Origin of the sequence: [Lactobacillus] timonensis (assembly GCF_900240275.1) — a bacterium.
Lineage (GTDB): Bacteria > Bacillota > Bacilli > Lactobacillales > Lactobacillaceae > Limosilactobacillus > Limosilactobacillus timonensis.
In genome coordinates this window covers 1-4,937 of record NZ_LT964765.1, presented here as the reverse complement: position 1 = coordinate 4,937, position 4,937 = coordinate 1, and the positions used below count along the sequence as shown (strand labels likewise).

Below are 4,937 nucleotides of genomic sequence, written 5' to 3'. Positions count from 1 at the left end.
TCGATAGAAGCTATTTGGTCGTAGATTTTTCCTGAAGGGAGTCAGTGATGGCTCCCTTTTTGTACGAAAAAATCCCGTTAACAGATTACCACGTTGGCAATCCATCAACAGGATTTAGTGTAGAGCCCAATAATCAAAAATGACCGTCAGCGTTTTTAAGAAACGTTGGCGGTCATTTGCGATTGTTATTCCTGGTGTCCTTCCGACTTAGCAATCCCTTCTCTTAGGGATTCCAGGTCGACATTGGACTTCCTAAATTCGTCGTTATTAACGGGGAAGTGCTGGTCCAGTTGGTCAAACACTTCGTAATCACCATCCATCTGTGTGGCGGTAAAGCTAAGCAGGTGGCCTTCAAATTGGTGGTCATCGCTCATGAAGTGCAGGTGCCAGCTGGCAGCGGTAATGCTGCCAAAAGCTGCCGGGGCGTAGTAACCAAAGACGGTGCCCGTAATGTTTTGCCGGGTAAAGGTTGGCTGGCCCTGGGCAACTTCCAACAAACTCGGGTACGGTCGTTCCTGCTTCGGCGCAATCCGGATTAGGACATCGGCTAAGGTGCCGTGCAAGCGGAGCGCCGCGAAGACGTTTTGCAACTGGTAGTCGTGCACAAAGTCACCGTTGAGGAGGTCAAAGTTAACGGCCTTTAGGTCAACATCATGGGTGTCTTGTGGAAAGTGCACCGAGGCAAAGGGGAGGGTCGTTGACATGTCAGTGACGTGGTGGACCTTCCCGGTTGAATCGGCTTGGTAAACCTCGTTGTCGAGGATCATGACTTCACCATCTAGTCCTTCAAAGGTACCGAGTCCGCAACTGCCGTGTTTCAGTAATTCTTCCAGGGTGATCGTCCCGGCCAGGTTCTTGGCCATTAACATTGCCAACGTCCCGTGTTCGTATAAGCTATTCATTGAAAAGCCTCCTTTTAGCCCAGTGCCGAGTCAACCAGGCTGGCTGCTAGTTCCTTATTATGGCTGTAGTCAACTGGAACATCGACGACCACCGGGCCATCAGTGGCGAAGGCCTTCTTTAAAACCTTGCTTAGGTCAGCCGGTTGGTCAACCCGCAAGCCAGTAGCGCCGAATGATTTAGCGTACTTGACGATGTTGACTTCACCAAACTTGATACCGGCCGGCTTGTCGTACTTCAGTTCTTCCTGGAAACGGACCATGTCGTAGTGCCCGCCATCGTTCCAAATAACCATCACCAGGTTAAGGTGATGAGCGACGGCAGTTGCGAGTTCGGCACCGGAATAGAGGAAGCCACCGTCACCACAGACGGCGAGGATTTTTCGTTCAGGGTGGAGCAGCGAAGCAACCATTGCCCACGGCAGGGCAACACCGAGCGTCTGCATCCCGTTGGACATTAAGAGGTGACGTGGCTTGTAGCAGCGGAAGTGACGAGCCATCCAGATGTAGTGGGAACCAACGTCGACGGTGACAATGGTATCGTCGTTGACCTGCTTTTGCAGTGCTTCGACCACTGCCAACGGGTGACTGGTCTTGCCATTGGCAGACGGCTTGTCAATTTTGTCTTCCTGGATCAGTTCTTGACGGAACTTGGCGAGACGCTTTGTGGCATCGTTCGGCAACTGGTAACCACTCAGGAGCTTGTCGAGGTTGTCCAGGCTTTCGGCCAGGTCACCGACCAATTGCATTTCTGGTTGGAAGTTATTGTCAATTTGCGCGGCAGTAGTATCTAAGTCGATAATCCGCAGGTGGCCTTCCTTGTTCCAGTTCCGCGGTTCATATTCAATCGGGTCGTAGCCAACCGTTACAACCAGGTCACTGGCTGACAGTAGACGGTCACCAACCTGGTTACGGAAGAGACCGACACGGCCAAAGTAGGAGACGTGTTCTAGTTCACGCGGAACGAGCCCGGCGGCCTGGTAAGTTTCAACAACTGGTAGGTGGTAGTGCTTCATTAAATTACGCAGAGCCGCGGCAGTCCGGTCATCAGCTCCGCGGAAACCAACCAGCAGGACCGGCAACTTAGCTTGTGAAATCAGGGTTGCCAAGTGACAGAGTGCTTGTTGGGCGGCAGGACCCTGCTGGGCACCGTTGTAGTACGGCAGTGGTTCTTGCTTAACGACAGCGTCATCGACGTCTTGCGGCAGGCTGACAAAAGCGCCACCGTGACGAGGGCCCTGGCTAGCTTCAAAAGCGTTGGCCATGATTTCGGAGATATTTTCAGGGTCCTGAATTTCGGCAGCGTAGTTGGTGATCGGTGACATAATCATCGTGGACGGTGCCGATTGGTGAGTGGCCCGGTGGAGGTCCTTTCGTTGAACTTGGCCACCGATGGCTAAGACGGCATCGCCTTCAGCACTGGCGGTCATCAAGCCGGTCGTCAGGTTACCAACCCCGGGACCCGAGGTGGCAATCGTGACCCCGGTTTTCCCGGTTAGCCGGGCGTAGGCCTGGGCCATGAAGATCGCGTTTTGCTCGTGACGGGTGACAATCAGCTTAGGATTGTTAGCCGTGCCGTCTTCGAGTGATTCAAAGAGCCGGTCAATCTTAGCTCCCGGAATCCCAAAGACGAGCCCCACGTGATGTTTACGGAGACTGTCGACAACAACATCGGCACCATACATTTTCTTTGGCATGAAATTCAACCCTTTCTCTCTAGTCCGAACAGTAATTGAGCTTATTTTAAGGGATAAATTAAAGCGCTTCAATATTGTGTATGTTTTCACAGCACAGCTTCTTACTATTAGTTAGCGCAAACTCAACTCCTAGGCAACTCAGAAAGAAACGAAAAAAGTCGGTATTGCCGACTTTGTGAAGTAAATTTCTAAAGGTGGGTTTAACGGTCAATTTTCGGCCAAGTCCGGGTCTGATTGAAGTGGACTTTCTCCTTAATTGCTTGGCCAGGGTCAATGCCCAACTTGTTACACATGTAAATCAGGTAGATCATCGTATCTGCCAGTTCTTCTGTTAAGTGCTGCTTTTGCTCGTCCGTCAGTGGCTGGTCGCTGGGCTGCCACTGAAAAATTTCCAGTACTTCGCTGGCTTCCAGGTTTAACGAAATGGCTAGGTCTTTTAAGTTGTGGTATTTGGCCCATCCGCGCTGGTCACGAAAGTTGCGGAGCAAGTTAACGGTGTCCTTGTAGTTCATGAATAATACTCCTCAGTTAAGTTTACTAATTATTATACTCAGAAACGATCCTTCAGTATAAAATAGAAATACAAAGTATCTAGCAAGGAGAGAAAAACGGTGATTGATTATTCCACACTCAAACAAACGGCCGAGGGGCTGCCCACGTGGGATTCCCTGCTGCCAGTGATGTTACAACAAGCGACTCAGCGGAAACGTTGGAAGGCCAAGGAATTAAAGCAGGCGACCTTAGACCAAGTAAAAATGCCAGCTGATTTGCGAAACTTGACCTACGATAATGGGCGGAATGTAGCGATGAACCGGGCAAGCTTCGCCCTCAGTGACCTGCGGGTAGCGGGACTGCTGTCATCGCCCAAACGCTCAGTCTATGAAATTACTGAGCTCGGTAAGAAGATGGTAAAGACCTACGGGTTAGACCTTAATAAAATGGTAGTTCACCAGCTTCCTCAATATACGAAGCACAGGGCCAAGGTAACTGGCCAGGTTGAGCAAGCTGATTCTGAACAAACAGTGCCGACGTTAAGTGCCACCTTGACGAAGGGCAATATTAACGACTGGTTTGATGAACAGCGCGAACAAACCAAGGACGAATTACTTGCCCGGATGGCGAAGATTAACCACTACCGTTTTGAAGAGCTGATGGTACATCTCTTTGCGGTGATGGGTTATAAGGGTGATAACGGCCAAATTCAGGTCACAAAACGGTCCAAAGACGGTGGAATTGATGGGGTCTTGAGCCAGGATCCCCTCGGCGTCCAGAAGGTTTACATTCAGGTAAAACACTACCGGGCAAGTGATATTGTTCAACAGCACGCAATTATGGAGTTTGGCACGGCGATGAAGATCAAACATGCCAGCCAGGGTGTGTTCATTACCACTTCGTCATTTACCCGCGGCGCCAAGGAGATGGCGGACCAGCTCGGCATTATCCTGGTTGATGGTGACCAGCTGACGGATTTGATGATTGAATACCGAGCCGGGATCAACGTTAAACACAGCTATGACTTGTATAGTCTCGATGCAGATTTCTTTGCCGAATATGAAGAAGATCAGGATGAGTAGGCTGGCCTGATTTTGAACCAAGGCTAGCCACAAAGGAGGTTCCCCATGATAATTTTTCTGGCACTGCTAATTTGGAGGTTCATCAAGGGGACCTTTGAATACGAGCGGGTGACCCGGTTGAAACTGGTGCTGATCCCGTTTTATTCCATCTTCATGATGGTGGCGAGCCTCAAGCGGGACTTTTCACTGCAGACGCTGGCACTGGCCGGGGCCTTATTAGCGGTCGGCCTGGCGGTGGGTGTTTACCAGGCTAAGCAGGTTCAGGTACACGTAACGGGTAAAGTCGATCAGTATCAGCGGCCGATTGTGGAAGTTAAACGTAATTGGCCGTACTTGCTGGGCTGGATCGTCATCTTTGCCCTCCAGCTGGCCTTTGAAATTTACTTTGGGATGGAACTGACGGGTCACGAGTTTTCCCAGGCGTTGTTAAAGGAAATCCTCCGCGACTTGTCCGTCTTAGCGTTCTTCGGGGCGCCCAATGCCTGGTTTGTCTGGGTGCTCAACGTGGCTACTAGTTGGGCGTACGCCGGCTGTTTATTATTTTTCCACCCGCAGTGTCGGGCGGCGGTGCGACACCGGCATTCACAAAATAAATAAGAAGATTTTCAAATATAACGACGAAAAAGGCGCCTTTGGGGTAATGAAGTGCAACAAAAAAGTTAGACAAAGTTGAGAAAATTAGACTGATAAGGTATGCGTCCGGTATTCAACCGGGCTCATACCTTTTGTTTTTAAAGAGATTCGGTGGTAGTTGTAGAAGTGAAGGT

6 protein-coding genes are annotated in these 4,937 nt (G+C 50.4%); 2 read left to right on the top strand and 4 right to left on the bottom strand.

From position 1 onward, the window contains the following. Positions 1–185 precede the first annotated feature (185 nt). The 3 genes from budA to C1710_RS07955 all read right to left on the bottom strand — a co-directional run bounded on the left by budA (position 186) and on the right by C1710_RS07955 (position 3,108). Entirely contained in the window at positions 186–902 is a 717-nt protein-coding gene (gene budA, locus C1710_RS07965) for an acetolactate decarboxylase (RefSeq protein ID WP_102281864.1), read from the bottom strand. Between the two features lie 14 nt (positions 903–916). Then, positions 917–2,596, bottom strand: coding sequence for an acetolactate synthase AlsS (alsS, locus tag C1710_RS07960; protein ID WP_102281861.1), 1,680 nt, complete (start codon positions 2,594–2,596; stop codon positions 917–919). A gap of 200 nt (positions 2,597–2,796) precedes the next feature. Next, entirely contained in the window at positions 2,797–3,108 is a 312-nt protein-coding gene (locus C1710_RS07955) for a nucleotide pyrophosphohydrolase (RefSeq protein ID WP_102281858.1), read from the bottom strand. A gap of 99 nt (positions 3,109–3,207) precedes the next feature. Between C1710_RS07955 and C1710_RS07950 the strand changes: the two genes are divergently transcribed. Both C1710_RS07950 and C1710_RS07945 read left to right on the top strand, forming a co-directional pair. Then, positions 3,208–4,170, top strand: coding sequence for a restriction endonuclease (locus tag C1710_RS07950; RefSeq protein WP_102281855.1), 963 nt, complete (start codon positions 3,208–3,210; stop codon positions 4,168–4,170). A 45-nt stretch (positions 4,171–4,215) separates the two neighbouring features. Beyond that, positions 4,216–4,767: a hydrophobic protein gene (locus C1710_RS07945; RefSeq protein WP_102281853.1), complete on the top strand. Its 552-nt coding sequence runs from the start codon at positions 4,216–4,218 to the stop codon at positions 4,765–4,767. Between the two features lie 81 nt (positions 4,768–4,848). On the opposite strand, the gene C1710_RS08540 is transcribed toward C1710_RS07945, so the two are convergent. After that, a partial coding sequence (locus C1710_RS08540) for an IS3 family transposase (RefSeq protein WP_146002389.1) occupies positions 4,849–4,937 on the bottom strand: 89 nt, incomplete at its 5' end.